Origin of the sequence: Microcystis aeruginosa NIES-843 (assembly GCF_000010625.1) — a bacterium.
GTDB lineage: Bacteria > Cyanobacteriota > Cyanobacteriia > Cyanobacteriales > Microcystaceae > Microcystis > Microcystis aeruginosa.
Window position 1 is genome coordinate 739,171 of the sequence record NC_010296.1, and the last position, 21,079, is coordinate 760,249.

24 protein-coding genes are annotated in these 21,079 nt (G+C 40.3%); 16 read left to right on the plus strand and 8 right to left on the minus strand.

Annotated elements, in window-relative coordinates:
* Positions 1-104: 104 nt before the first annotated feature.
* The 5 genes from MAE_RS31530 (at position 105) to MAE_RS33700 (ending at position 4,329) form a co-directional block, all read left to right on the plus strand.
* Complete coding sequence (locus MAE_RS31530) at positions 105-581, plus strand: hypothetical protein (protein WP_193763619.1); 477 nt, start codon at positions 105-107, stop codon at positions 579-581.
* A gap of 96 nt (positions 582-677) precedes the next feature.
* A complete protein-coding gene (locus MAE_RS03755) occupies positions 678-1,601 on the plus strand; it encodes a glycosyltransferase family 61 protein (protein ID WP_422730593.1) in 924 nt (307 codons plus the stop codon).
* Positions 1,602-1,963: 362 nt separating this feature from the next.
* Positions 1,964-3,556 (plus strand): ArnT family glycosyltransferase, encoded by a 1,593-nt coding sequence (locus tag MAE_RS03760; RefSeq protein WP_080506929.1) that lies wholly within the window; start codon positions 1,964-1,966, stop codon positions 3,554-3,556.
* Between the two features lie 100 nt (positions 3,557-3,656).
* Positions 3,657-4,121, plus strand: a complete 465-nt coding sequence (locus MAE_RS03765; protein WP_012264383.1) for a DNA phosphorothioation-associated protein 4 — start codon at positions 3,657-3,659, stop codon at positions 4,119-4,121.
* 19 nt (positions 4,122-4,140) lie between these two features.
* Positions 4,141-4,329 carry a hypothetical protein gene (locus MAE_RS33700; protein ID WP_162467754.1) on the plus strand — a complete coding sequence of 63 codons (189 nt, stop codon included), beginning with the start codon at positions 4,141-4,143 and terminating at the stop codon, positions 4,327-4,329.
* 48 nt (positions 4,330-4,377) lie between these two features.
* Here MAE_RS33700 and MAE_RS03770 read toward each other — a convergent pair whose 3' ends face one another.
* The 5 genes from MAE_RS03770 to MAE_RS03790 form a co-directional block, all read right to left on the minus strand.
* Positions 4,378-5,718 (minus strand): Rieske 2Fe-2S domain-containing protein, encoded by a 1,341-nt coding sequence (locus MAE_RS03770; protein ID WP_012264385.1) that lies wholly within the window; start codon positions 5,716-5,718, stop codon positions 4,378-4,380.
* A gap of 204 nt (positions 5,719-5,922) precedes the next feature.
* Positions 5,923-7,332 (minus strand): IS4 family transposase, encoded by a 1,410-nt coding sequence (locus MAE_RS03775; protein ID WP_012263965.1) that lies wholly within the window; start codon positions 7,330-7,332, stop codon positions 5,923-5,925.
* A gap of 226 nt (positions 7,333-7,558) precedes the next feature.
* Complete coding sequence (locus MAE_RS03780) at positions 7,559-8,188, minus strand: DUF1361 domain-containing protein (RefSeq protein ID WP_012264387.1); 630 nt, start codon at positions 8,186-8,188, stop codon at positions 7,559-7,561.
* 3 nt (positions 8,189-8,191) lie between these two features.
* Positions 8,192-8,608: an acyl-CoA thioesterase gene (locus MAE_RS03785; RefSeq protein ID WP_012264388.1), complete on the minus strand. Its 417-nt coding sequence runs from the start codon at positions 8,606-8,608 to the stop codon at positions 8,192-8,194.
* A 7-nt stretch (positions 8,609-8,615) separates the two neighbouring features.
* Positions 8,616-9,134 (minus strand): cofactor assembly of complex C subunit B, encoded by a 519-nt coding sequence (locus MAE_RS03790; protein WP_004163174.1) that lies wholly within the window; start codon positions 9,132-9,134, stop codon positions 8,616-8,618.
* A gap of 135 nt (positions 9,135-9,269) precedes the next feature.
* Between MAE_RS03790 and MAE_RS03795 the strand changes: the two genes are divergently transcribed.
* The 3 genes from MAE_RS03795 (at position 9,270) to MAE_RS03805 (ending at position 11,724) form a co-directional block, all read left to right on the plus strand.
* Positions 9,270-10,175 carry a metal ABC transporter permease gene (locus tag MAE_RS03795; RefSeq protein WP_012264389.1) on the plus strand — a complete coding sequence of 302 codons (906 nt, stop codon included), beginning with the start codon at positions 9,270-9,272 and terminating at the stop codon, positions 10,173-10,175.
* A 322-nt stretch (positions 10,176-10,497) separates the two neighbouring features.
* Entirely contained in the window at positions 10,498-11,136 is a 639-nt protein-coding gene (locus MAE_RS03800; RefSeq protein WP_002760669.1) for a MotA/TolQ/ExbB proton channel family protein, read from the plus strand.
* A gap of 18 nt (positions 11,137-11,154) precedes the next feature.
* Positions 11,155-11,724, plus strand: coding sequence for an ExbD/TolR family protein (locus MAE_RS03805; RefSeq protein ID WP_002760667.1), 570 nt, complete (start codon positions 11,155-11,157; stop codon positions 11,722-11,724).
* Here the strand turns inward: MAE_RS03805 and MAE_RS03810 are convergent, their stop codons facing one another.
* From MAE_RS03810 to MAE_RS03820, 3 genes are all read right to left on the minus strand, one after another.
* Positions 11,725-12,075 (minus strand): hypothetical protein, encoded by a 351-nt coding sequence (locus MAE_RS03810; RefSeq protein ID WP_002760665.1) that lies wholly within the window; start codon positions 12,073-12,075, stop codon positions 11,725-11,727. It abuts the gene before it with no gap.
* Between the two features lie 274 nt (positions 12,076-12,349).
* The gene (csaB, locus tag MAE_RS03815; protein WP_012264392.1) at positions 12,350-13,387 is read right to left on the minus strand and encodes a polysaccharide pyruvyl transferase CsaB; all 1,038 of its coding nucleotides are present in this window, start codon (positions 13,385-13,387) and stop codon (positions 12,350-12,352) included.
* A 302-nt stretch (positions 13,388-13,689) separates the two neighbouring features.
* Positions 13,690-14,769 (minus strand): RuBisCO accumulation factor 1, encoded by a 1,080-nt coding sequence (locus tag MAE_RS03820; protein ID WP_012264393.1) that lies wholly within the window; start codon positions 14,767-14,769, stop codon positions 13,690-13,692.
* Between the two features lie 213 nt (positions 14,770-14,982).
* Here MAE_RS03820 and MAE_RS03825 point away from each other — a divergent pair, with 213 nt between their 5' ends.
* The 8 genes from MAE_RS03825 (at position 14,983) to MAE_RS03860 (ending at position 20,984) form a co-directional block, all read left to right on the plus strand.
* Positions 14,983-15,783, plus strand: a complete 801-nt coding sequence (locus MAE_RS03825) for a carbon dioxide-concentrating mechanism protein (protein ID WP_002775137.1) — start codon at positions 14,983-14,985, stop codon at positions 15,781-15,783.
* A 244-nt stretch (positions 15,784-16,027) separates the two neighbouring features.
* The gene (locus MAE_RS36315) at positions 16,028-16,135 is read left to right on the plus strand and encodes an N-acetylmuramidase domain-containing protein (protein ID WP_080506930.1); all 108 of its coding nucleotides are present in this window, start codon (positions 16,028-16,030) and stop codon (positions 16,133-16,135) included.
* A gap of 168 nt (positions 16,136-16,303) precedes the next feature.
* Entirely contained in the window at positions 16,304-16,603 is a 300-nt protein-coding gene (locus tag MAE_RS03830) for a hypothetical protein (protein WP_012264396.1), read from the plus strand.
* Between the two features lie 147 nt (positions 16,604-16,750).
* Positions 16,751-17,814, plus strand: a protein-coding gene (locus tag MAE_RS03840; RefSeq protein WP_148204723.1) for an ISKra4-like element ISMae43 family transposase whose coding sequence is annotated in 2 segments (ribosomal slippage) — positions 16,751-16,907 and positions 16,907-17,814 — 1,065 coding nt in all. Because the reading frame shifts where the segments join, the coding sequence is not laid out codon by codon here.
* Positions 17,815-18,195: 381 nt separating this feature from the next.
* Positions 18,196-19,032, plus strand: a complete 837-nt coding sequence (locus MAE_RS03845; RefSeq protein WP_002794631.1) for an EcoRI family type II restriction endonuclease — start codon at positions 18,196-18,198, stop codon at positions 19,030-19,032.
* 37 nt (positions 19,033-19,069) lie between these two features.
* A complete protein-coding gene (locus MAE_RS03850) occupies positions 19,070-20,080 on the plus strand; it encodes an adenine-specific methyltransferase EcoRI family protein (protein WP_002775122.1) in 1,011 nt (336 codons plus the stop codon).
* A gap of 452 nt (positions 20,081-20,532) precedes the next feature.
* Positions 20,533-20,742, plus strand: coding sequence for a DUF2281 domain-containing protein (locus MAE_RS03855; RefSeq protein ID WP_012264400.1), 210 nt, complete (start codon positions 20,533-20,535; stop codon positions 20,740-20,742).
* Positions 20,742-20,984, plus strand: coding sequence for a PIN domain-containing protein (locus MAE_RS03860; protein WP_231859711.1), 243 nt, complete (start codon positions 20,742-20,744; stop codon positions 20,982-20,984). The genes MAE_RS03855 and MAE_RS03860 overlap by 1 nt, the downstream gene beginning before the upstream one ends.
* The last annotated feature ends 95 nt before the right edge of the window (positions 20,985-21,079 follow it).

Here is a 21,079-nt window from a genome sequence, read left to right on the forward strand (position 1 = left end):
TTCCACTAAGTATTTATGCTCATTGCAAAGGTGAGATGCTCCCTTCAGGATTCCATAAGCAAAAATTATCACACAAAGTCGAGAAGAGCCAAAACTTTCTACCCATGAACCTTGATATTGGCAAAAATTCATGTTATCATTTCCCCGTATCTCTAATTTGTCTTAAAATTTCTATGCAAGGCATTACCACCAAAATACTAGATGTAGCAAACTATAATTTGTCTAAATATTTATCAAAAAGCCAAGCTCTATTTGTTCCTAGAAGGATAAGAGACTCAGTATCGAGTCAATGGGAAAATAATTACAAGTCTTTAAAAATTAGTGCTATAGAGAAACAATATCCACAGAAATACCAGACCAATTTTTTAAATTATCACCCCGATACATTGGAAGTTATTAAAGAAGACTATTATAGTATAAACTACAGTGACAAACTACCTCTAGAGAAGACTATCACCGTCAAAGATGTCCTTTATGTTCCTAGGTATAAAGCTTTCTATGATTGGTTCTTCGTTACTTGGTATGGTTCGATAGGGGGTCATAAATCGACTAAATCCTTATCTGGTAAGAGACTTAATTGATTAGTTCGCTCTAGATCAAAAATAATTGACAAAAATCGCTAAATGCCTTTCTATATAAGGGTTCCATCCCTTATAACCCCCGTCCATTGCATAACAATTACCGAAGAGCCCTATGATTTAAGAGATGGGTCAAGAATTAACACATTTAAAATGCCAGGCATTCCAAAATCCGAGCAAGATTCTCAGGAATTTAAATCTTTATACCATCAATCTATTGATCCTACTAAAATTAAAAGGATTGATCAGAAATTTATGTATGGAGAGAATATCTCACTACACTATGGACATTTTCTTTGTGAATCAATTTGTCGTCTTTGGTACTTAGAACAAGCTGAAAAATTAGGGATTTTGGTCATCGGACAACCTCGTAAAGCTAAGTCTATCAGTGACTTAAAAGTCTCTAGAAATTTCGTTGACGAATTTATGACTGCTCTTGACTTAGACTCCGAGCAATTCTTAGAGTTGACTAGACCTGTGATACTAGGAGAGGTGGTTTTTCCTTATCCTTCTCTGAGCTTTTATAGAAGAGAGGTTTTTGCCTGTCACAAACTTGTTCCCGAGTTAGTAGCCCAAAAGCTCTTACCCGATAAAGTCACGCAAACTGAGCAACCGCTTTACATTTCTCGAACTAAACTAAAAAAAGCCAACCGACAAATTCTAGGGGAAGAGCAACTAGAAAATATATTAAGAGAACGTGGCTTTGCTATTATTTATTCAGAAAATTTGACTCTACAAGAACAGATATATTTAGTAAATAAGCATAAATATATTGTCGGTACTTGGGGATCGTCACTACATACAATTATCTTCAGCCTGTCTGACTCTAAAAACATTTTTTGTCTCAGCGACAAAGATGGTTTATTTATTGCATTTCCTCAGTTTGATGCTCTAAAATCAGTTAATTCAACCTATATTGCTGCTATTAAATCAGAAAAAGAAGATGATAACTACATCACGGGTCAGAAAATCCTAGATGTAGATGCAGCATTATCGGGTTTAAAAGAGTCTAATTTACTTTAAAATAAACCGCTTTAACTTCTATTTTCCTGACTGACGAAATTGCTAAACAAGCACTAAGATTATTAATTCCGCAATTTATCGCCCTGATTATTATTGATTTGATGGTGGCAAAAGTTATTTAATTAACATCACTTTTATCTAAGTTCCCCGTTCCCTTAATCTTACTTTCAGATCGCCAATCAGCAACGAATCGGGAGAGTTTGCTGATAGCCAAGGGCCAAGAGATGACAGAGTTGGTGATATAGTAACTAAAGATCACACTTAAATCTAACCTTGCCATAGATGCACAAATCTCGAATCTGGCAACCTCAAAAATCTCCCGTCTCTAACATCAGTTTTAGCGATGAAATGAGGTAAGAATTTTGACCAAAATACTTAGCGATCGCATGGCCGTTTATCTGCTCATCGGTGGACTCCTGTTTAGAATAATCATCGCCTTGGGGCTTTATCCCGGTTACGATGAAGCCTATTATTACGTTTACAGCCATAATCTAGATTGGAGTTATTTCGATCATCCGCCAATAGTAGCGATTTCCACGGGTTTTGGGACTTGGATCACGGGATTAGTCAATCAATTTACCATTCGCTTCGGTACTCTCCTCCTCTATACTGGCAGCCTCTGTTTGCTATATCTGACGGCTTTAAAATTGTTCAGTCTGCCGGTCGCCAGAATGACTTTAGCGATCGCCACTCTGATCCCCATCTATGGGATCGTCTTCGGGATTCTTTCGCAGCCAGATAGTCCTTTAATCTTTTTTTGGTCATTAACAGTCTATTTAGCTGCCCAAGAATTCTGGCCAATTCGGGAAACAAATTATCATCCTAGCTATCGTCTCGCTTATATTGGACTTGCCGTAGGATTGGCGGTTTTAAGTAAATATCACGGCTTTATTTTGGGCTTTGGTTTAGTTTTATTTTGCCTGACCACTCCCCGCTATTGGCCTGTATTTAGATCCCCTTGGTTGGGATTAGGATTTATTCTCTTTTTGATAACCTTATTGCCAATTATCTACTGGAATATTAACCATGATTGGATTTCCTTTCGCTTTCATTTAGAAGACCGTTTTTCTGGAGAACCGAAAACCTTTAATATTCTTGGTATTCTCTCGGTTATTGGCATTAGTATCGCCACGATGTTTCCTCCTTTCGGTCTGCCGATGTGGTGGGTGACATTTAAAAGCTTTGCCGAACAAATTCCTAACTTTATCTCGAAAAAAAGATTTTTTCATCGAGAAGAAGAATCCCTAAAAAAATGGTTAATTCTCTCGGTTTCTCTGCCTTTAATCCTGGGAATGCTTTATGTGGGAGCTTCCCATTATCTCGCCCCTAGTTGGATTTTACCCGGGTTCTGGTCTTGCACAATTTTATTAGGAGAAAAGGCCAATACTTGGCAGCAATCTTCTCGAATCTGGGTAAAAAGATGGTTATGGGGGTCAGGAATTTTTATCGTTACTGTTTTATCTATAGCAATGCTTCACGTTACTTTTGGCACTTTCCAAAAACCTAGTCAATACGCAATTTTTGGGGGAATTATTGCCCCAGAACAAGACCCTTCTCGGGAAATTGTCGATATCGATCAACTGCGCCAAGGCTTTGCTAATTCTCCCGAATTATTAGCACTCTTAAAAGATTCTAGCTTCGTTTTTACCCATAGTTTTTATGTGACCGCATGGCTAGATATGGCTCTCTATCCCCTAGTTCCTATTCCCGTCACCTGTTTTAACAACGATCAAAGGGGTTATCAAATTTGGTTTAATCCTCAAGAATGGATCGGTAAAAATGGTTTATTAATTACTACAAATAGTTCTCTAGAAAGACCAGAAATAATCGATCGCTACCGTCCCTATTTCCAAGATATAACTAAAGTAGCTGTCATTCCGATCAAGCGCGGTGGTGTCGCCATCGAACAATTTCATGTTTACCAAGCTAAAGGACTAATTAAAACTTATCCTTAAAGCAGTTATAGCGGATAGGGGATAGATTAATTAGTTCATAAATACTCATAATTTCTATCTCCTGAATTTTGTAACCTTTTTTACTTTTTACTTGATAAATATGTCCATTCATCGAGTGCGTATTGCTAGAGATAAAGGGGAATTTGTCCAGTCCTTAGTTAATTTTAATCAGGGAATTGGACCCTTTCAAACCTATGCTGATGTCATCGCTTTTGCGGCGGCTTTAGGGGTAAAATATCAAGAGAGAGTGGCGATAGAAAATGTAGCGAAGGAACCCTCACCTATTAACCTCGAAATTTTTATTTCTCGTGGCTACGATACCCTAATCAAATTATTGGCAGTCAATGAATTCCAAGACACGAAAATTCTTTCTCTCCATGGGGTGGATTCGGAAGCTTTGCGACTGACAATTTTCGAGGAATATGCCAACGCTGGTTTAGCAAGATTAGAACGAGAATTGCGCGGTGCGGTGGATTATACTGAAAGATTATTGTTAATTATCAGTCAAGAACGTTTTCGAGAAATTACTGCCACAACCGAATTCGATTTAGGCAGATTTTTGTAGTAGAAATTCTAGTTAGGGTTTGCGGCAAAAAGTTTTCCGTGGGGGTAGGGTGTGGGGTGTGGGGTGTGGGGTGTGGGGTGTGGGGTGTGGGGTGTGGGGTTTTATCGATTTTCAGGTGGTCAACTACCTAATTTTCAGGGAAAAAGTCCAGGAATTTTCCCCCCGATCCGCGCAATGGCTGGCACTTTTTGAGGGGAAAAAAGTCTAAAAGTCTTATCCAACAAGGTTTTTAGATTTATTCAGCAGACCCTACTTATTACTGTAGTTTGGTATGGGCTTTTTTCTCATAGGTGCGTTCAAATTTTCTGCGGGTGTAATTGGCAGCGATCGCTATTGCTAAAGCCAAAATTGCGAAAATAAGGGCATTAATTTGATAGATAGACTGATTTGGGGATAAAATTGCCAGTAAAGCTAATAATATCCCCATTAAAATCGCAATTTGTCTAGTTTTTACCATGTTTTCATGGGCATCGCTACAGGTGCGACAGTGGACAGTGTGACGAGAATAGCGATCGAGGGGTAAAGGATCGGATAAATCGATCGCCGTTGTCCGCTGGCTGGTGTAGCCTTGATAGTAGGGGAAAGAGTCCCCATAGCGATCGAACCATTGACGTAACTCAATCACCAAGGCATCGGAACTTTTTAAGGGTAAGTATAATTTTTGTAAACTATCTCTTGACTTTTCCACCATTTGCTGCTGACTTTGAATTAAAGGTAGATCATCTTCGAGGATGCGACTTTGACGCAGATGTTCCAACCAGCGCCAACGGTATTGACGGGAGTTAACGGCAAAATTTTGGTAACGTCGCATCAGTAAGCGAGAACGACCTTGACCCAGAGAAATCCCGTATAAAGCCAATCCAGCACACCAATGGGGATTAGGCAGAGAAAAACGATAATGAACGAGATTAGGGGCTATAAAATCCAGATATTTCCAGCTTTCCTGCGGATTGCGGCTATTGCGCCACTGACTGCGAATTCCCCGCGCCGAGACTTCGAGAATTTGGAAGGCTAACGGTTGAGCATTTTCCCGTTTTGCCCCGAATTCGCTGCGATCATGGCTAATATTAACATGGGCGGGATCGAGGAGATTTTCGAGTAAATAGCCCTGTTCGTAGGGAAAATCGATGACATAATCGGTATGGACACAATTGGGGTCTTCTAGGTCTTTGATGATAGGAATATCGCTTTCTTTCGCTGTTTCCTCTTCTCCTAACCAGACCCAGAGGACTCCCTGACGTTCCATCACCCCATAGGATTTAACCTTGGCATTGCGGGGAATCGGGGTATTGACTGGCAGTTGGGGAATATGGGAACATTTTCCATCCGTCTCGAACTGCCAACCATGGTACAAACATTCTAAACGACCAGCGATCATCTGTCCTGTGGAGAGTTTCGCCAAGCGGTGGGGACAGCGATCAAGCAAACAGCCCCATTTTCCCTGCTGATCGCGAAATATTAGCAATGGTTGCCCATAAAGAGAGAAAGAGTAGGGATTTTTTTGCCAATCCTGCACGAATAACACAGGATACCAACAATTTTGGTAGTGAAAACAGTCATCCCTAGGCAGGGGTTGAGATTGATCAGTGCTTGTCATGGGGATGAGAGAGAAAAAATATTGATCTTGATCATAATATCGGTGCGGCCAATTGATCTCTGTTTTTCTACTAAGTAGCTGGTTATAATTAAATTAAAAATGGATTTTAGGTTCGATCCCCCCTGCCCCCCTTGATAAGCTATCCATTAGTCACATCTTTCTTAACATAAAATTTGACAAAAAGAGAAAAGTGTGCCAGATGGCTCAAGGGGGTTCTATAGGGGGACTAATTTGATGAGATAGTTTCCAAGTCTGGCTGATATCATGTAACCTTCGCAGTCCCAACCAAATAGTTTTAACACCAGGTTCACCGTCACCTTTTCTACCTAAAAACCCCCCAAGAGAAGCAATCATTCTGACCGCTTCTCGAAAGGAGGGCGGCTTTTCAGGTGGCGGACTCTTTTTATGAATAGTGGCACACAAAGATTGCCATTCATGTTCTTCCAAAAAACTTTCACAACTCTCCTCTCCGTGTAAGCGTGCTTGATAGGTTAACCAAAGTAATCTCCAAGCTACAATTGAATAGGTAGCTAAGGCCATCTCAATTCTCCTACCCGTTTCTAATTGCAGTTTTTCTAATCCACAACCACTTTTTAAAACAAAATGATAGCGTTCTATTAACCAGCGATAACTATACCAGCGCACACAGGTTATCGCTGATTCAAAGCTACTAATGTCTAGGCTAGTTAAGAGCAGCCAACTGATAGGATTAACTCCGCTATGCGGATTTTCTTCTTCAGCTAAAATTACCTGTAATTTGACCGGTTGACGAGGGGTCGCCTTGGAGTGATGGCTAGGTACTTGTATTTCAAAACTGGCAAATCTAACTGTTAGTTTAGCTAGTCTAGCCTCGTGATTAGGATTGCGTTTTACTTGCACATCTAAGGTCCCACAGGCTTTTATTTCTCTGATGGATTGATGTAAATATTTAGGCTCTGAATGCCCTGACCTTTGCTTGTCTTCGAGATAGTTAACTTTTCGGTTATGAGTTCCTCGAATTAATAAATGAGAGTTAGGACTTCTTGATTGGGCAAATAAATCAAATATGTCTGCCTCACAATCTCCGATTGTTACTACTTGAATATCTTCGGGTATCTGTTGTTGTGTTTCTGACAAAGAATCTAACCATCTTTGACTTTCTTTTTCTTGGGTTTCTCTTTTTTTGCGTTGCTTGGCAATCCCTAAATTCTTTTCTTCTCTTGCCCAGACATATTGATTAATCAGTCCTAAAGGTATTCCGACTGGGGACACTCCTAAGGTGGTATGAACTTTGAGACCAAAGGATTTTTTATAATCTAGATAACCCATGCCTTTTTTGGCTTTTTGCGTCGTAAAGTCTAAACTTGTTGTGTCTTGCACTGCCAAAACTATTGGATGTTCTTTGATTCTTTCTACTGTACTTTTGGCCTGGGCGGCAATTATATCTGAGGGGTGAAAATAGGGGGAATTCCAAAAGTCGTAGGTGGCACTCGCTGCGGCTAGATTTCCTGAAGCTTGTGGCACACTTGTACTAGGTTGACTGGCCAAGTTTTCCACGATACTGATTAACCTTTTCTTTCTTCTGGTGTCCCCTAGGTCTGCATACTGTAATTCTTGGGCTGCCCATTTCTCCATTTTTTTGCTTACCTCCACCTTAATTCCTTCTTTCAAAACTATACCTATCAATCGTTTCCCCTTTTTTTAAGTTTCTTCTCTTTTTGTTAAGAAAGATCCGACTAATGGATAGCTTGATAAGGGGGGTGCCGATAGGCGGGGGGATCTGATAGTTTTTAACGCCTACCTACTTATCTTTTAATCAATCCGAAAGGGACTAGGAGAGGGTCGAAATTCCCGATAGGCGTTAATTGTAGCCAGAAAGTCGATTGTAAAGTCTTTTATTGATTTCGTATAGTACCCAAATAATTAAAAAACAGACAGAGATGAATATCAAAGGTTTTTGAGTCAGTAAATTCTGCAAACTCCAGAATAGTTGCTGCGGTTGAGTGACTAGATACCAACTATTCAGCCGGAGAAAACGCCCTAGATAAATACCGATCGCACTTAAAAAATGGAGAGTTATTTCTAGGGGTAAAACTGCTGAATTTAGCTGACTTTGCTGACAATAACTTTTTAAATTAAGTAAGGAGAGAACGTATAGCTGAAAGCCAATAAAAATAAAGATACTATACTGGGGAATTAAAACTAAAAAAAATAAACTTTTGGCGTAATCCTGCTGAAGATAGGCGATTAAATGAATGCTATCGGTGAGAATATAGGGAGCATTGGGTAAAAAAAGCAGGAAAACTAAGAGAATTAACCACCAGAGTAGGGAACGATCGAGGGTGATCCGAAATAGCCAAAAGCTGAGGATAAAGGGGATAAAGGCCAGAAAAGAATTCCAGATAATCCTCCCGGTGCTAAGGTTAAATAATTGCCAAGCATTATGCCACCAATCCCTAGTTAAAATTATCGTTAAATCTGCCCAAATCATCCCTTAAATACCAGTCTCCTCTAGGGTTGATAAATATCCTAACCAATGTTTTAAAGATTCCGGTAAAGGGATTCTTTTTCTAGCGGTGGGAGCGATGCACACATGGCGAGTTTTCGCTTTTGCGACCATGATTTCAGCCAAATAAATTTTATACTGCAATTGAAACTCGTTTTCGCTCAGGGATCGGACAGTGAAATCAATTTGTATGCGATCACCACAAAAAAGGGGACGAAAAAACTGGATTTCCGCTTGAGTAATCGGTAGGGCAACCGGAGAATCTTTGAAAAAATCCTTGATATTGATGCCAAATTGTGCTAAAGAAAACTCGTAGGCTTCATGACAGATCGAGAGAAGATGGGCAAAGTAAACCACACCGGCCGCATCGGTATCGGCCAGATAAATTAGGCGCTCGTAGGGCATAAAAAGCTTATTGTCTTTCCAGAAAGGTTAAACTATCTTGTAGTTGTCTTAACTCGTCCCGATGGGCTTTGACAGTTAATTCCGTTTGCTGAGATTTGCTTTCTACTTTAAAAGCCACTTCTTCTAAACGGCCGACTTTTTGCCAATAGAAAACACCCGCGAGGGGAGATAAACCCACAAGAGCAAAAATATAGGGATTAGTATCGGGAAATAACAACGATAACACCAGTGAGAAGCAAAATAAACCCAAGGCCGCCAAAATTGTCAAAAATATCGCTAGGAAGGGGCTAGGCGGCACAAAACCCTGTAATCTGACAATATTCTGTTCGGGTTCGATCGCCTTGACTTGATAGGAACGTCGGTCAAAATAATCTCGCAGTTGTTCTAATAGTTGGTCGTCACTGGTACTGGTAAGATAGACACGCTGTTCGATACGCTCTTTGACGGAACCGCGAATAAAAAAGAATAATCCCACCATGAGCAGGAGAGTCAGAAAAAAAGTTGAGGAAAGAACGGGGGTATCCATGGCGGCAGTTAGGAGCGAAAAAACTTACAATTAATCCTAATTATCCTAACCTATCTTCTCCCCCGATTTAGAAGATAGACCCTAGGAGCAAAACCTCGATCGAGAATCAGAAAAATTTAACCCCAAGGCAGATTCATGGGCAACAATCTATTAACAGGATTAATCGAACCCTTACAGTATAGTTTCATGCAGAGATCCCTAATTGAAGCTATCATCGTCGGGATCATTTGTGCGGTGGTGGGAACCTACCTGATGGTACAACGTTTGGCCCTCTTGGGCGATGCCATCAGTCACTCGGTCTTACCCGGATTAGCGATCGCTTTTATTGGTAATTTTAATCTGCTACTGGGTGCTTTACTAGCCTCAATGGTCAGTACTCTACTGATTAACTTGATCCGTAATCGTTCCCCAATCAAAGAAGATGCGGCCATGGGTATCGTTTTCTCGGCTTTTTTTGCCCTTGGCATCACCCTGATCACTCTCATCCAAAAAAACAACAAAATTGACCTGAATCACTTTCTCTTCGGCAATATTCTGGGTGTCACTGCTGCCGACATCCGCGATACCCTAATTATTGCCGTTATCGTTTTGTTAACCGTTTTGCTCCTGTATAAAGAACTATTATTCTACACTTTCGACAAAATCGGGGCGCAAGCGGCGGGTTTACCGGTAAATTTATTAGATTTAGGCTTAATGCTCCTGATCGGTCTGACAATAGTTGCTAGTCTCCAAGCGGTGGGAGTAATCCTCGTTTTGTCCCTTTTGATTACCCCCGCGGCCACTGCTTATCTTTTAGTTACCCGTCTCCATCAAGTCATGGGTGTGGGTGTGGGTGTGGGTATTATTTCTAGTATCAGTGGGATGTATTTAAGTTATTACTGGAATTTACCCTCTGGACCTGCGATCGTGCTTGTCGCTTTTAGCCTATTTATGTTGGCCTTTTTATTCAGTCCCCGTCAGGGAATTTTCACCCATCCCTCTAGTCTAGGTGGTCAACTTTCTATCTGGGGAGAGATGAAAAATTTGTTGAGACGACGTTAGTTTGCAGCAGAAGGTGGGTTTTTTGGCAAGTGATCAAAAAAAGCCGACGGCTAAAAAACTGATAACGGCTATCAGTAGTCGTGCAGAATTAATTTCCTAGTCGAGACTCCGAGACAGTAGAGGATGCCCTATCAGGTTATACTTCATCTTTAGGAGAAACGCCTTAAGTATGGCACGATTTTTGAAAAATGGTATAAAAAGTATAAATGTCAATCGATCGACTTAAATCTTAAACTAAATAATCAACCCCGAATCGCCCGGTATTGGAGGAACAAAACAACTCGTGACTATAACTGATTTAATCCAAAAAGGCGGAGTGGCCATGTGGCCGCTGCTTTTTCTGTCTATTTTAGCTCTTAGCACTATTATCGAACGAATTTGGTTTTGGAGTCGTACTCTCCTCAGTGAGGGCCAGATTTTAAATCGCATTATGGAATCCGCCATCCGTAACTGGGATTTGGCGGCAAAAGTCGCTGGAGATTCCCGCAATCACCCCATTGGTAGCTATCTCTACGCACCCCTGCGCTTAGAAAATCCAGATCCAGAGGTTTTTCACTTTGCCCTCGAATCGGCTGCCGATGAACAATTATCCCTAATGAAACGGGGCGATAAAATCCTTGAGGCAGTCATTGCCCTTTCTCCCCTGTTAGGATTATTAGGGACGGTACTCGGTTTAATTACCTCTTTGGCCAATATTCAATTAAGTGACCTGGGAACTTCCTCGACGGCGGGAGTAACTTTAGGTATTAGTGAAGCTTTAATTTCCACCGCTACCGGCTTAATTGTCGCTATTTTTAGCCTCGCTTTCTATCGTGTTTTTCAGGGACTCTGGTTCAATCAAGCCCGAATTTTTCGCAAGGCCGGCAGTGATTTAGAAATTATCTACCGCCAACGCTGGTTACACCAAGAAGACCAACAATACGCCCTCAGTGCTAACCTAGAAAAACCTCTCGATCGCTAAATCTCTCCCTTATCAAGCATGGCCGAAACTAAATCTCTTAACCACAAAAAGCCAAAAAGTAGCCATATTACGGCTCGTCCGCTCAAATTATGGCATGATCAACACCGCATTCAAGAGGATGTGCAGGTTAATATCATTCCCTTGATCGATGTAATTTTCTGTATTCTCACTTTCTTTATTCTCGGTGCAGTGGGATTATCTCGCCAACAGGCTATCAGTCTCGATTTACCGAAAGCTAGTACCGCCACCACCCCGATGCGGGAAATGTTGGTGGTTAGTCTCGATGATTTCGGACAACTCTACGTCGAAAAACAAATGGTGACTCGCGCCCAGTTGTTCGAGGCGATCAAGAATTATCATCAATATAGTCCCAATGGACTGATGGTACTGAATGCCTCCAGAAATGCCAGTTATAACGAAGTGGTTGGGGTTTTAGACCTACTGCGACAGGTAGGCGGTGATCGTGTGGCTTTAGCGACTCTATCGGGGGAGGCTAATAATCCCACCCTGGAAAATAGCAATCCTTTGCCCAATTTGCCGACTAATCCCACCTTGCCCAGTTTACCCAATCCTCTGGGCAGCAATTAACTAGGAATGGATGCGATAGCTGAGTAATTGTTCTTCGAGGGCGGCAATGCGATTGTAGGCCGCCGTCAATTGTGCCGTTAATCGGCGAATTTGGATTTCATCGGCAAAAGAATTATCGCCATTGACAGCTGGGGCTTGTTTGCCACCGTGATCCCGGAGAATATCTTTATGATCGTAGAGGCTATTATCGGATAACTCGGAAAAACCGACCATTTCCAGGGATTCTCGCCTGGAATGACTCGATTTATCCCCAGCTAGGATAGCAATTTGCTGGCTGAGGCTTTCGACAATATCCTGTAGACGCTCGACTTTCTGCTCAAGACTGATAATCTGTTGTTGTAGTCCATTCATGCAATTACCTAGGGATAAAGGAGGTTTCCCCTCTATGCTAGGCTCTGGAGGAAATGGGCTATAACAATTTCTGATTGATTTAACGATCCCTTTACTGCCCTTAACGAAAATATGGCACGGGAAGTCCCCACACGAGACCGAAGCAGGATGGGGATGTGCCGAGTGCCTCCTTTCCCCTTGATCAAAACCTATGCCACAACAAGGACTTAAGCATATTTTGAGACTTTTTAGAATGAAATAGCCCTGGCATCGGTAATCGCACTCGACATAAAAATTAGCTCACCAATCTAGATAAAATTTCTCGATGAATTAAAGCTCGATCGATTAAAAAATGTTTGCGATCGCTGGTTAATCCCTCTCCATTGGCATAAAAATCAATCCAAGTGGTACTAATATCATTAACTGCCTCTGGTAACTGATCTAATTCCCAACCCGGCATCGGTACTTCGGCAATTAATCGCGACACTTTCGGATCATAACTCAGGGCAAAACAACGACAATCTTCTGCTGCGGCCATAATTAAACTATGAAAGCGCATTCCGATCACCATTTCTACCCCGCGAAATAAGCCTTTTAACTGTCTTGGATCCTCTAAACTAATGATTTTATGATTTTCCCTTAATTGACAGGCTACAGCTTCACAAAGGGGCAAATCCCGCGACTTTTGAAAAGGGACTAAGAGAATAAACGCCCCCGTACTGATTTGTAAATCAATTAAAGCTTGGGTTAATTTATCTAATTTTGCCGGGGTTAATAGGGGATGGGGACGTAAATTGACGGCGATTCTTGGGGCGGGTAAATCCGATAATCCCTTGACTGATTGAGCGTCTAAAGCCCATACTGGATCGGGGGCAACAATGGGATGAATACCCCAATTGGCGACTAAATGAGCCGAAGTATCATCGCGCACACTAACTAAACTACATTTTTGTAAAACTTTTTTGGTTAACCAACGGGTAAAAGGTCTATTTAATGGTCCAATTCCCTGCCCCCAAGCAATAGTTTTTAAGCCCAATAATTGAGCAAGAGCCATTAAACCACCGTAATAAATTGGACTGGCAAAACTGGTGACATCCTGCATTAAACTGCCGCCACCCCAGATAAATATATCCGCTTTTTTCATAGTTTGAAAAACTTGCCACCAATCCCTACTAGGACAGGCTTCCACTCCATAACGTTGACTGGTTTCTCTGGGATTATTTGACAAAACAATAGGTTTAATTGCTGAGGGCAACATCTGCAATAGAGACACTAATAATGCCTCATCTCCTCCGTTTCCTCTCCCATAATATCCACAAATTACTGCACGCATATATCAGTTATCAGTTATCAGTTATCAGTTATCAGTTCTCAGTTGTCAGTCAGAAAAAGGCAAGAGTCAAAAGGCAAAAGGCAAAAGTATGGTAAATTTGTCTCCTGTCTCCTGTCTCCTGTCTCCTTTGTCCTCTTTGTTACTTTTTTCTTGAAAAATGTCCCTTAGTTTCTTAAGTTATGCTGTCAGCTACAAGTTAGCAGTGACCAGTTTTATTGGATTGCAGTTATCAGTTTATCTATTTTATTATTCCCACTCATAACTAATAGCTTAAACCTGATCAGTGATCACTGATCACTGATTTAGTCGTCCATTTGCCAGGGTTCGGTGATGTTTTTTTCATCGAGGATATTTTTGGCTCTTAAAATCAAGACCAATTGACCTAGGATGGTGACATCGGGGGGACTATCAAACCATTGTAAAGAGACGGAATTATCTCTCTCTACTAGATAATAATTGTTCACGTCCCATTCAGCCAAAACTCGATCGATTACTAATAACACTTCCTCAGACCTAGTGGCAATCGATCGAGGTAATTGATCGCTAGGCCATAAAATCGCTACAGGATCGATCGCTTTGAGAATTGCTTGCCAACCGGGGAGAGGCACGATTGTTTGTTTATCCCCCACCGTTACCAGTCGAAAAGGTTCCTCGACGCTCAAACTTTCTGTGTGTTTTATATCAGTTACTGTCACCGGAAATCTTCCCACTAAAGGAATAATTCGGGCTAATTCGTCCTCATCCTGTAAACGATGGACGGGTAGCAACGGTGCGCTACGGGAGGGAGTAACGGTAAAATCTTGTAGTAAAGACTCGATCGCCTGTCTGGCCGAGTCAGAATGGGCAAATTTCAACCCTTTAGCGATTAATTTCGCTCTTTCGGCTAAATCTCGCTTTTGTTTGCCCCGTTTCCAACACTGGTAAGCGATCGCATCTCCAGGATGACGGGTAAATTCACTGGGAATCTGGGATAAACGGGAAAAATCTTGGATAGCTTTGGCGATATCGTGTGCTTCAGCCACCTCAATCCTTTTTTCTGCCGCTAATTTCGCTGCCCCTAGTCTTTGTTCTTGGTTGAGAATCCGCAATTCGTATAGCACATCACTGCGCGGCCCGATGTAGTAACTTAACAAATCTTCAGCTGCTCCCGCTTTGATTAAACTCTCAAAAACTTGGGCAGCGACAATAATTAAATTTTGTTGGGCATTTTGAAACCCAGTTTGTTCAAAAATTAACTGGGAATCGTAGCCAGCTTTTTGCAGTTTTTGACATTTTTGCCCCCAATTCACCCAATTTCCTTCCTTATGAAGCAGCGAGCGCATTAATTCGGTCGCTTCCGTTTCGCTGATTCGATCATCTGTACTGCGAGGCTGTTCTGTCATAGACAACTTGATCAAGCTACAATAACTAAAATTTATCTAATCCCTCAAAAATCTTCAATAGCAATTAAGGTTAACAGGATAGACTAGATAGTAACAGGATAGCTGACAATCACCCCCTTCGTACCTGTTAGGGCAAGTTTATCTTCAATGTCTAGATTAAGAGTTAATGGAAGCATTCCCCCCTCGTCCACAACTAACCCCGGTCAAAGGACGATGAAAACCAAACGTCACCCCAAAGATAGCGCCTTGGGTTTAGTCTCTACCCTCAGCTTTCCGGCGATCGTCGGGACGGCGGATATGATGCTAAAATCGGCAGAAGTTACCCTCGTGGGTTACGAAAAAATTGGCGGTGGTCACTGTACGGCGATCGTGCGTGGTAATATTGCCGATGTGCGGTTAGCAGTGGAAGAAGGGGCAAAAACCGCCGCACAGTTCGGACAATTGGTATCTAAATCGGTTATTCCCCGACCGATGCCCAATTTAGAGGTAATTTTCCCCATTGGTAGCCGTTTAGCCGAAATTGCCCAAAGTCAACGGGGTTTCAGCAAACTGAGCAATATGTCGATCGGTCTCTTGGAAACCAGGGGTTTTCCCGCTATGGTGGGGGCAGCCGATGCCATGTTAAAATCGGCCGATGTGCAGTTAGCTTCCTACGAAACAATTGGGGATGGTTTGTGTACGGCCATTATCCGGGGTTCCGTCGCTAATGTGGCCGTAGCCATTGATGCGGGAATGCGGGAAGCAGAGAAAATCGGTGAACTGCACGCGGTGATGATTATTCCCCGTTTATTGGAAGATTTAGAACATACCCTACCGGTAGCCAGCTACTGGTTAGAAACTCCCGAACCTTTACCGATGTTGTTACCCAATACTGTCCGGGAAAAACAACGGGAATTGGTCGCTTTACCTGAATTGGAAAAAACCAAAATACCGATTCGTCGCCAAGAAATGCAGGAGAAAGTGTTAGAAGAAGTGATTCCCGTGGAAGTTATCACCGATGAGGACAGTTATTAATTTTTATTTTCAACTTTGCTCCTGTGCTGCTAAAAGTACAGGAGCAAAGGTTTGAATTAGGGTTTGCGGCAAAAAGTTTGTTGGTGGGTGTGGATTTCCAGGTAAAAAATCTTTACAGAGTCCCCCGACAGTTAAACCAATCGAATAATTATAAATTTTTATCAAGAGGTGCGGCCAGATCGAATAATCGTCGCTAGAATGAGCCTAGTTGTCAGAAATTTAGTTAAATAAGGTTTTTGGCAATATGCTAATTTGGGCAGGTTTTGCTCTAGGCTACAATGGGTCAGGCTATCGTGCTAATAGGTACGATACCAAACTTGCTAATGCTTACCATAGATCGCTTTCTGCCTAATACCATTTTTCTTTATTCGCGTCACAACGAATACAGGCTTGGCAAGCATTCGAGCGTGGATGTCTGTCATGGATTTAGAAATTTGGTATAACAAATACGTCCTTTCGTATTGTCCATCTTTGACTCACCAATAGAAATCAAATCCTTGTCTCATCTAAATACTACTCTATGAATACCCCCACCCCCCCAGCCACCACAACCGATCAGCAACCATCCCCGTCTTTTGTTACTACCAACCCCTCAATCAATCGAAAAGTCGCTTTTGCATCAGTCGGTGCTGCACTAGGCTCTATAATCAGCCTCTTTTTAGCAACCTTTTTGCTGAACCTTCCATTTCTAGCGAATATTTCACCAGAAGATAAGGGTACACTCAAAACCAGTTTGACTTCAGGTATTACTGCACTGGTAACGCTGTTAATTGGTTACCAAACGAAACCTGGAACCGGAGATGGTATAAGAGAAGAATAGCTTGGGGAGCATCTCACTTATGCAATGAGTATTAATACTTATAGCCGTCAACAACTAGAAAATCTTCAACTTGATCACAAAGAGAAATGAGATTATAATAGTTATAACTTACAATTCAGAATAGCTCTCGATGGGAGGAATAATTCAATGTTATCAGAAAATGAAAAAAGAATTAAAGAGTTATGTCAAGAGTTAGGGCAATGTCTCTATGAGCAATCCCCAATTAATAAATTTAATAACTTGGGAGAGATAGAGGAGACAGTCAGAGATTTAATGATTCAGTATGTCAACCCAGAAATCGGTATTTTTTTGTCAAAACAAGCACAGGAGAAACAGCTGGTCGGACAAGAAAAGTGAAAAGTATTTTGGGGGAATTACCAATTACAGAAAAACAAGCGAAAAAATTAGAAATAAAGTCTCGGACTCAGATGAGTCCAATGTTAGAGAAGAACTGTTTGCTATTAAGTGGCGATGAATCCTACGAGAAATCGGCGCAGAAAATCAAATCATTGACAGGGATTGCTGTTTCTCACAGTACCCAACAACGCCTCGTACATCGCTATGCTTTTGAAGAATTACCGTCTAACCCAGAAGTGGAAGTGGAAGAAATGAGCCTAGATGGCGGTAAGGTACGACTAAGAACTGCCAAGGGAAAAGCCTTAATTTGGCGTGATTATAAAGCAGTGAGTTTTCATCAACTGGGGGTAGCGGCTTTTTTTCAAGATAACTCAGCTTTATTAGATTTGGTTAATTCTCAAGTTTTGGCCAAGCCTTTAATTTGTTTAGGAGATGGACATGATGGTATCTGGAATTTATTTCGTGAGATAGGAGAGAAACAGGAAAGAATTGAAATATTGGATTGGTATCATTTAATCGAAAACCTCTATAAAGTTGGCGGGTCATTCCAGCGAATTGAGGAGGTAAAATGTTTTCTCTGGAAGGGGGAAGTGGATGCTGCTATCTCCTGTTTTGAGGGATGGTCAGAGCCGCAAGTGGAGAATTTTATTATTTATTTGAACAAGCATAAACATCGAATTGTCAATTATGGTTATTTGCAGGCAGAGGGCATTTCGATTGGCTCTGGCTCTGTTGAATCAAAAATTAAACAAATTGCTCATCGTCTTAAAATTACTGGTGCAAGTTGGGAATCTGGTAATGTACCGCAAGTCCTTCGTCATCGCTGTGCTTATCTAAATGGTTGCCTTTTTTAACTTTTTTATTGAGATCATTAAGCATTTCTACTTATTGCAAAGGTGAGATGCTCCCTAAACTGAATAGCTTGTAGCAATCTTGTAGGGTGCGTTCCCTAATCTGGCTCCTACTTCTCCACTAATAGATTTTTGGGGAACGCACCATGCACATTGATTGAAACTGTGGGTTAAAGTGCGATGTGGGCTAATCTGGCTAACAGGCTTTTGGGCGTGATATAGGGAAAAGTTCTGGCGATTGCGCCTAAATAGAGTGATATGCCGAAAGTTAACCCATATCGTTAGTCTGGAGAGTGTTATACATAAAGTTGGTGTATAATTTTTAGTTATACATACATTATCTGTAGCAGAAAGTGGAAGATTTAAGTAAAGAAAAGGCACAATATGACTAAAAAGAATCAATCAAAAAGATTAACGAATCAACATAAAGAGTCTAAAGGTGTAGTTGGTATATTTGGAGATGAAGCAAAATCACACGACATAACTGTTGGAAAAATTTCACTTTTTGTAATTGAACAGCTTGAAAAGGAGTTTCCTCAATTATCTTTTCAATACAAAACGAGCATAAAAAAAGAAGAAATAAACGAAGCATTAAAGAAAATTGACCCAGAATTAGGACAAACACTTTTTGTATCAAATTCAAGTATTATACCCGATGGTGGAATAATAGAAGTAAAAGATGATAACGGTAATTGGAGAATCGTTTTAGTTTCGGAAGCTAAACATCAGGGGAAAGACATTGAAAACATCAAAGCAGGAAAACTTGTAGGAGCAAAAAATGATCAAGATTTGATGGCTGCTGGTAATGCGATAGAAAGATCCCATAAAAACATATCTGAAATCGCTAATTTGATGTTATCTGAATCTCATTTTCCCTATGTATTATTTCTAGAAGGCTCAAATTTTTTAACAGAAACTATTTCAATTAAAAGACCCGATGGAAGGGTTGTAACGCTTGAATACAATTCAGGAACGCTAAATAGATTAGATAGGTTAACTTCTGCAAATTATGGAATGCCCATTAATACCAATTTGTGTAAAAATAAGTTTGTCAAGCATAAAGATAAAACAATTATGCTTCAAGCAACTTCTATATACACACAAGGAAATGGCGAAAAATGGGATGTCAAAAAAATGTTTGATATTATGCTTGAAATTTCTAAAACCTCTCTTAAAGTATTAGGCAGTGAGATATTTAATCAGATAACCAAAAGTAAATAACTAAAACAAAGATTTATTAAATCAAAATAGGTTGAAAATGGCAAGAAATGCAACAAACGAATTATTACAAAAAGCTAAAAAATCAAAAAGTGACGAGTTTTATACACAGCTTTCAGATATAGAAAGCGAATTACAGCATTATAAAAGTCATTTTGAAAATCAAGTAGTTTATTGCAATTGCGATGACCCCCGAATTAGTAACTTTTTTAATTATTTTACCTCAAATTTCAATGAATTAGGTCTTAAAAAAATAATAACATCTTGTTATAGAGAGCAAGTAAAAAATTTATTTAATACAGAAGAAGATGAAAAAGGGTTTTTCTTTGAATATACAGGTACAGAAGGGGAAAAAAACAAACCAAGTTCAACTGACCTAGTTTACTTTAATGGAGATGGTGATTTTCGTAGTTCGGAAAGCATTGAACTATTAAAGCAGTCCGATATTGTTGTTACCAATCCCCCATTTTCATTATTCAGAGAGTATGTAGCTCAATTGGTTAAATACGATAAAAAGTTTTTGATAATTGGAAATATTAATGCAATAACCTATAAAGAAATTTTCAAACTTATTAAAGAAAACAAGGCGTGGTTAGGAATAAATCTTGGTAGAGGTATTTCAGGTTTTATTGTACCTGAACACTATGAACTATATGGAACAGAAACTCGAATAGATAACTCTGGTAATAGAATAATCTCACCGAACAATTGTTTATGGCTTACTAATTTAGATAATTTTAAGCGGCACGAAGATATAAAACTTACAAAAAGATATTTTGGCAACGAAGTTCAATATCCAAAATATGACAATTATGATGGGATTAATATTAATAAAACACAAGACATACCAATAGATTATAAGGGATATATGGGGGTGCCAATAACATTTTTACATAAATTTAATCCCGACCAATTTGAAATAATTAAATTCAGGAAAGGGAATGATGATAAAGATTTATCAGTAAATGGGAAATGTCCGTATTTTAGAATACTAATAAAGAATAAACGAATACAAACTGAATATATTGATTTAACTGACAAAGAAAGATAATGTATAACAAATCGTTGTACCTGACATTTTAGCTCTTCGGTTTGTGTTATGCAATGGACGAGGGTTATAAGGGATGGAACCATTATAGAGAAAGGCATTTAGCGATTTTTGTCAATTGTTTTTGATCTAGAGCGAACTAATCAATTAAATCTCTTGCCAGATAAGGATTTAGTCGATTTATGCCCCCTATCGAACCATACCAAGTAACGAAGAACCGACATTGTTCCGCTACGATCCAAAATGTCGGTGAAATCGATCGTTATGCTCCAAAGCTAGTGCGATACCGAAGGCACTGGGTAGCCCCCCCTAGATGGGGTTGGAGGGCTTGCTTTAGGGCGCGATACTGGGTTATAGGGGTTTTCAAGATTAGTGCTATTTCTCATCAAATCCTATGCTAGACTGATGGTAAGATCAGTTATCAACTACTACAAAAAGTTGAATTGGTAAAATACATGAGTACATCAGCAAAATCACTAGAAGAACTGGTGAGACAATTATCGCCCCAGTTAAAGGTTGAAGTACAAACGTTTGTAGAGTCACTTTTAAGTAAATCTAACCAACCTATAAAACGTAAACTCCGTCAAGACTGGGCAGGGACGCTTAAAACTGATTACACATCAATTGAGTTACAGCATCTTGCAGTTGAATGGAGAAATGGCTAGTGTTTCTTCTGGATACGAATATTTGGCTAGAACGCTTATTAGGACAAGCACAGGCGGAGGTTGTTGCGGAGCTACTTGATACGCTCTCACCGTCTGATATGTGTATGACTGATTTTACTTTACATTCTATCGCGGTGATCTGCAATCGGCTGAATCAACGAGAGGTTTTTATCAAATTTGTGGATGACGTTTTGATTGATGCTGGTGTTGTACTGGTCAGTATTCCTGCTAATGGGACTTAAACAAATTTCAAGCCCAAACAAAGCCTAAACTGGGGGAGCATCTCACTTACGCGATAAGTAATTATACTTAGCCTAAAAGCCACTCTTAATCGTGT

What these genes read in the sequence shown, in the direction of transcription:
- MAE_RS03805 (WP_002760667.1), top strand. Translation starts at nt 11,155, where the DNA reads ATGGCCGAAACTAAATCTCTTAACCACAAAAAGCCAAAAAGTAGCCAT.
- MAE_RS03795 (WP_012264389.1), top strand. Translation starts at nt 9,270, where the DNA reads ATGGGCAACAATCTATTAACAGGATTAATCGAACCCTTACAGTATAGT.
- csaB (WP_012264392.1), bottom strand. Translation starts at nt 13,387, where the DNA reads ATGCGTGCAGTAATTTGTGGATATTATGGGAGAGGAAACGGAGGAGAT.
- MAE_RS03845 (WP_002794631.1), top strand. Translation starts at nt 18,196, where the DNA reads ATGACTAAAAAGAATCAATCAAAAAGATTAACGAATCAACATAAAGAG.
- MAE_RS03775 (WP_012263965.1), bottom strand. Translation starts at nt 7,332, where the DNA reads ATGGAGAAATGGGCAGCCCAAGAATTACAGTATGCAGACCTAGGGGAC.
- MAE_RS03810 (WP_002760665.1), bottom strand. Translation starts at nt 12,075, where the DNA reads ATGAATGGACTACAACAACAGATTATCAGTCTTGAGCAGAAAGTCGAG.
- MAE_RS03765 (WP_012264383.1), top strand. Translation starts at nt 3,657, where the DNA reads ATGTCCATTCATCGAGTGCGTATTGCTAGAGATAAAGGGGAATTTGTC.
- MAE_RS03830 (WP_012264396.1), top strand. Translation starts at nt 16,304, where the DNA reads ATGAATACCCCCACCCCCCCAGCCACCACAACCGATCAGCAACCATCC.
- MAE_RS31530 (WP_193763619.1), top strand. Translation starts at nt 105, where the DNA reads ATGAACCTTGATATTGGCAAAAATTCATGTTATCATTTCCCCGTATCT.
- MAE_RS03770 (WP_012264385.1), bottom strand. Translation starts at nt 5,718, where the DNA reads ATGACAAGCACTGATCAATCTCAACCCCTGCCTAGGGATGACTGTTTT.
- MAE_RS03820 (WP_012264393.1), bottom strand. Translation starts at nt 14,769, where the DNA reads ATGACAGAACAGCCTCGCAGTACAGATGATCGAATCAGCGAAACGGAA.
- MAE_RS03825 (WP_002775137.1), top strand. Translation starts at nt 14,983, where the DNA reads ATGAAAACCAAACGTCACCCCAAAGATAGCGCCTTGGGTTTAGTCTCT.
- MAE_RS03780 (WP_012264387.1), bottom strand. Translation starts at nt 8,188, where the DNA reads ATGATTTGGGCAGATTTAACGATAATTTTAACTAGGGATTGGTGGCAT.
- MAE_RS03785 (WP_012264388.1), bottom strand. Translation starts at nt 8,608, where the DNA reads ATGCCCTACGAGCGCCTAATTTATCTGGCCGATACCGATGCGGCCGGT.
- MAE_RS03850 (WP_002775122.1), top strand. Translation starts at nt 19,070, where the DNA reads ATGGCAAGAAATGCAACAAACGAATTATTACAAAAAGCTAAAAAATCA.
- MAE_RS36315 (WP_080506930.1), top strand. Translation starts at nt 16,028, where the DNA reads ATGCTAATTTGGGCAGGTTTTGCTCTAGGCTACAATGGGTCAGGCTAT.
- MAE_RS03800 (WP_002760669.1), top strand. Translation starts at nt 10,498, where the DNA reads ATGTGGCCGCTGCTTTTTCTGTCTATTTTAGCTCTTAGCACTATTATC.
- MAE_RS03855 (WP_012264400.1), top strand. Translation starts at nt 20,533, where the DNA reads ATGAGTACATCAGCAAAATCACTAGAAGAACTGGTGAGACAATTATCG.
- MAE_RS03790 (WP_004163174.1), bottom strand. Translation starts at nt 9,134, where the DNA reads ATGGATACCCCCGTTCTTTCCTCAACTTTTTTTCTGACTCTCCTGCTC.